This is a genomic window from Alienimonas chondri, from assembly GCF_013036045.1.
Lineage (GTDB): Bacteria > Planctomycetota > Planctomycetia > Planctomycetales > Planctomycetaceae > Alienimonas > Alienimonas chondri.
In genome coordinates this window covers 1-4,920 of record NZ_WTPX01000236.1, presented here as the reverse complement: position 1 = coordinate 4,920, position 4,920 = coordinate 1, and the positions used below count along the sequence as shown (strand labels likewise).

At 69.2% G+C, this 4,920-nt stretch carries 5 protein-coding genes; 4 read left to right on the top strand and 1 reads right to left on the bottom strand.

All coding sequences use genetic code 11. The features are described from left to right. Positions 1–3 precede the first annotated feature (3 nt). Together thyX and rpsU are read left to right on the top strand one after the other, a co-directional pair. Positions 4–969, top strand: a complete 966-nt coding sequence (thyX, locus tag LzC2_RS20260; protein WP_414636427.1) for an FAD-dependent thymidylate synthase — start codon at positions 4–6, stop codon at positions 967–969. Positions 970–1,078: 109 nt separating this feature from the next. After that, positions 1,079–1,267 carry a 30S ribosomal protein S21 gene (gene rpsU, locus LzC2_RS20255; protein WP_171189845.1) on the top strand — a complete coding sequence of 63 codons (189 nt, stop codon included), beginning with the start codon at positions 1,079–1,081 and terminating at the stop codon, positions 1,265–1,267. A 179-nt stretch (positions 1,268–1,446) separates the two neighbouring features. On the opposite strand, the gene LzC2_RS20250 is transcribed toward rpsU, so the two are convergent. Then, on the bottom strand, positions 1,447–1,845 hold the full coding sequence (locus LzC2_RS20250; RefSeq protein ID WP_171189844.1) for a hypothetical protein: 399 nt from the start codon (positions 1,843–1,845) through the stop codon (positions 1,447–1,449). Positions 1,846–2,310: 465 nt separating this feature from the next. On the opposite strand from LzC2_RS20250, the gene LzC2_RS20245 reads away from it, so the two are divergent. Both LzC2_RS20245 and LzC2_RS20240 read left to right on the top strand, forming a co-directional pair. Then, positions 2,311–3,459 carry a BON domain-containing protein gene (locus tag LzC2_RS20245; protein ID WP_171189843.1) on the top strand — a complete coding sequence of 383 codons (1,149 nt, stop codon included), beginning with the start codon at positions 2,311–2,313 and terminating at the stop codon, positions 3,457–3,459. Between the two features lie 409 nt (positions 3,460–3,868). Then, the gene (locus LzC2_RS20240) at positions 3,869–4,477 is read left to right on the top strand and encodes a hypothetical protein (RefSeq protein WP_171189842.1); all 609 of its coding nucleotides are present in this window, start codon (positions 3,869–3,871) and stop codon (positions 4,475–4,477) included. Positions 4,478–4,920 lie beyond the last annotated feature (443 nt).

Here is a 4,920-nt window from a genome sequence, read left to right as displayed (position 1 = left end):
GCCGTGGATATGCCCCCCGCCGCCGGCCCCGCCGAGGGCGAATTGAAGGGCGACGCCCCCGATTCCTCCCGCGCCGATCGGGCCGCATTGGTCGATTCGCTGCGGTGGAAGAAGTTCGGCGTGCTGGACGACGGGTTCGTCACGCTGGTCGACGTGATGGGCGACGACGGGGCCGTCGTGCAGGCAGCCCGGGTCTCCTACGGCGAGGGCACGAAGACCGTGTCCTCCGATCGCGGCCTGATCCGCTATCTGATGCGGCACTCCCACAGCACGCCGTTCGAAATGGCGGAACTGAAGTTTCTGTTCCGCATGCCGATGGACGCCTGGCGCCAGCAGATCCGCCATCGCACGGCGAACGTCAACGAGTATTCGACCCGCTACAGCGTCGCGATCGACGCCGCTCAGACGACCCCGCCGGATGCGTGGCGCACGCAGGCCAAGTCGAACCGGCAGGGGTCCGACGGCTTCCTCCCCGCCGACGTCGGCGAGGCGATGACCGCCGCGGAGACGGAACTGCAAGCCAAGTCCCGCGAGGTCTACGAGGCGCGCCTCGAAGCCGGAGTCGCGCGGGAACAGGCTCGCAAGGATCTGCCGCTGGCGACCTACACCGAGGCGTACTGGAAGGTCGATCTGCACAACCTGTTGCACTACCTGGCGTTGCGGATGGACTCGCATGCCCAGAAGGAGATCCGCGATTACGCCACCGCGATCGGCGAACAGATCGTCGCCCCGCTGTTCCCGCTGACGTGGGAGGCGTTCAGCGACTACCGCCTGGATGCGAAGCGGCTGACCGGCCCCGATGTGGGCGTAATCCAGCGGCTCGCCGCGAGCGGCCAACCGGCGCCGCATTCGGAGGAAGCCTTCCTCGCCGCCCAGGACGCCGCGTGGAGCGAGATGAAGAGGTGTCGCGAACGGGACGAGTGCCGGGCGAAGCTGGTCGAGCTGGGACTGTTGACGGACGCGGGCTAACCGGGTTCCGTGCCGGGCCGAGAGGATGTGCCCTCCCCGCGTTGCCGATTCGCGGAGGGCGGCTTAGACTGCCCGACCCTACTCACTCCAAGCTCCCCCGAGGCACCCCGTGGTTAAGTTGCGGCTCCGCGAGAACGAGAACGTCCAGGACGCGGTCCGCCGTTTCCGCAAGCTGGTCGAGCACGCCGGCATCAAGCGCGAGATGCGCCGCCGCGAGTTTTACGAAAAGCCCTCCGAGGAGAACCGGCGCCAGAAGCGCCGCAACGAACGCCGCGCCCGCATGAACAGCGGCCGCTAGTTCGCTTTAGCCCTCAGGCGGCCTTCGCTGCCTGAAGCGCCCAGACAATCGAAAAGCCCCCGAACGCTGGCCGCGTCCGGGGGCTTTTTCACGCATCACTGTGAGAGCGGGAACTCAAAACGCCCTCTGAATCAAAACGCTCGGGGGACTGACGCCCCCCGCTCGCCGACCGAAGAGGACTACTCCTCTTCGCCCTCGCCCTTGGCCGCTTTCGGCGGCGGGACGTCGTCTTCATCGTCCAGCACCACGCCGGCGGCGGCGGCGTCGCCGAGGGGCACCTTGATCGGCTGGAGGAAGTACAGCTTCTTGGTCGCCTTGGCGCGCAGGGCTTCGAGCTTCTCCTCGGCCTTCTCGCGCTCGGCGTAGGTGTAGCGGCCTTCTTCCTTCAGGCTGCCGTTGTAGACGGCCCACATCAGGAGTTTGCGAACGGGAGCCTTGTCCGCCCGCTTGCGGGAGGTGGTCTTCCGCTTGGTCGCGGTTTTGCGACCGCCGGCGGACCGTTTGTCGACGGCCTCGTATTGCTCGGCGATCTCGTGCTGGCGCCGCAGTTCCATGCGGCTGGCGGTTTTACGGGCCACGGGGCGAAGAACCGGGGGTAAAGAACGGGGGCGGGGACGGCGCGCGGAGCGTCCGCGAAGCCGTCCACCGTACCCGGCGTCCGTCGAATCGGAAACCGACCTCGCCCGCGAAGGACCGGTTCGGGCCGAGCCCGGCAGGAGCCGCCCGCGAGAAAAACTCGGAAGATCCGGCAGAACCGCACGGACCGGCCTCACCCGACCGAGGGTCGACGGCCGATAGGCGGGTCGGGTCCCTCGTTTTCGACCGATCGGCGCTTGCCGTCGCTCGCGGAAAGGACGGACCCGCCCCGGGCGGTCCCGAAGTTCGGCCCGCCCGCCGCATGACGCGATCCCGACGCCTTTCGGTCGTCGGTCGCGTCACGCCGCGGACTTTCCCACTTCGGACCAGTCTTTTCGGAACCGCCCGCTCGTTACCCCGGTATTTCGCCGACCCCGAGCGGTCCACTCATTAGGAGCCCCGTCACGATGCGGACGCACCGCAAGGCCGGCCGGCAGGCCGCCGCCCTCCCCAAGGGGAGCTACAAGAAATGGGTCGCCGCTCTCGGGATCGCCGCGGCGGCCCCCTGTGCCGCCCCCGCCTTCGCCGACGGCCCGGTTGAACCGGCCGCGACGCAAAGCGCCGCCGACGTTCACGCCAATCAGCAAACCGCGGACGCCGTCGCCGGCGCCCTGCGGGGCAGCGGGTTGCGGGGCGAAGGCGTCGAGATCGTCGTCCGGGAAGGCGCTTGCCGCCTGACCGGCACGGTCGAGTCTCCCGCGATGAAGCGTTTGGCCACCCAGGCTGCCTCCAAGGTGGCCGGGGTCTCCAGCGTGGACAACGCGATGTTGATCGCCCCCCCGGCGAAATTGGCTCCGTCGGTCGCCCCGACCGCCGCGCCGATGCTGGACGCGAACGTCACGCCGATCGCCGCCGTCGAGGACGCCGCCCCGGTTTCCAACCAGGCCGTCGCCCAGCAGATCGCCATCGCCGTGCAGCAGGCCGGTCTGGCCGGCTACGATATGGAGATTCGCTACAAGGACGGCACCTGCACCCTCGGCGGTCAGGTGGCCGACGCGAGCCAGATCAACGCCGCCGTCAGCGCCGCCCGCGGCGTCTCCGGCGTCAGCAGCGTGAACAACAACCTGACCGTCGGTCAGCCCGTCGCTCGCACCGCCTCCGCCCCGCAGGGTCCGCCCAGCCGGGAAGAGATCGCTCGTTACCGGGCGATGATGCAGCAGCGGGCCGCGATGTCCGGCCAGATCCCCCCCGGCGCCTACCAGCAGGTGGTGCGTCCGGCGTCGTCGCAGCAGGTCATGCCCGGCGGTCCGGGCTGCCCCCCGGGTGCCAACCCCGCCGGTCCGCCGGCGATGGGCGCTGGCGCCGTCTACAACCAGGCGAACCTGCCGGACTACGCCTGGCCGACCTACGCCCAGCACCCGAACTACGCGGCGGTGACCTACCCCAAGGATTACTCCGCGAGCGCCTGGCCGTACATCGGCCCGTTCTACCCCTACCCGCAGGTCCCCCTGGGCTGGCGTGAAGTGGAACTGGAATGGGACGACGGCCAGTGGTACCTCGACTTCAACGACCGCACCGATCGCTGGTGGTGGTTTATGAGCCCGGACAACTGGTGAGCCGAGCTTCGCGTTGAGGAACGCATGACGCTGAAGAACGCCTGACGGCGAGAGGGCGGCGATCCGAAAGGGTCGCCGCCCTTTTTCGTCGGCCCTTCTCTCCGCCTGAGCGGCGATCAAGGGGAGCCCTGGTAAAGGAAGCCGCGGCGCATCACGCGGCCTCGCGTCCCGCGGTCGCGGCGGAAGAACGAATCCTTGTGCGCCTCGTCACTGCGGGCGCGAACGAATTTGCCGGTCCTGACCGCAATTCCCGGCACATTCGCCCCAAGCCGGGCGAGCCGGGGCGCCGATATCAACGACACGTCCCGGCGCCCGGCCGGTTTCCGACACCGTCCGCCCCGCATTCGTGCTCGGCGGTCGGCCCCCGACACCGGCCCTTCACACGGCCCCTTCACCCCCGAGGACCCCGATGCCCCGGACCACCCTGACGCCCGGTCGCCGGGCCGCCGCGTTGATCCCGCTCGCCCTGCTGTGCGTGCTGCCCGGCTGCTTCGCCCCTCCCGGCGGTCTGCTGCTTCCCGCCGGCTTCATCGACGTCGCCTTCACGGGAGCGGGATTCTGGAAGAGCACCCCGCTGATCCCGGTGACGGCGTTCGTCTCCGACCAGATTGAAGACACCTACTGGGAAGAGGAACGCTACGGTCGCGTGACCGTGCTGCCCGCCGTCGAAGGCGAGTTCGCCCCGATCTTCTGCCTCGACCCGCCCAGCCCGGACGAGGTGGTCCGGGCGCTGCCGGACGAAGTCGAAGGCGGCGTGCCCTTCCTCGCCGAGACCTTCCAGAACAACGTCCGCATGATCGTCGAACCGATCGTCGACGACCTGGACGATTGCAAGTTCTTCCCGCTGCTCGGCCCCGCCCGGCTGCACAAATGCCACTACAAATGCACCGTCTACTACGAGAAGACGATCCGCAGCATGTGGCCGATCCCCTTCGAGCACACCGACGAGACCCAGGAAGTGGTCTACATCGATAAGGATCACCTGATCCAGTGCGGCCGTCCCGACAAGCAGTACTGAGCCGGCCCCGCCCGTCTCGGGTGAACGGCGTCTCGCCTTGAGCCGCCGGCGGGCCCCGCCGCCGACCGCTCGCACGCCCGCCGGGGCCTCCCCGGCGGGCGTGCTTTCGTTGGGGCGAAAAGGAAGTTGGAGCCGCGCCCGTCAGGAAGCGTCTCTGCGTGGTCGCGTATTGAGAGAGACGCTCCCTGACGGTCGCGGCTCAAATCACGGCGTTCAACTCACGCGGCGAGAAGCTGCGCAGGCGACGGGGTGAGAATCAATTGGAGATCACGGCACGCGGTGTGCGGCGTCTTGTCCGGCGAGGCGCGGGGGTCGTACGATGCCCCGCCGCCGCCCGGGGGTCGCCGCCGCCGGGTCTTCACCCCGCCCCCGCGAGGAGCAGGGCGACGGCGAATCGGGCGGGCGTGCCGAACAAAGCGGAACCGTCGCGGCGGGGCGGGGGC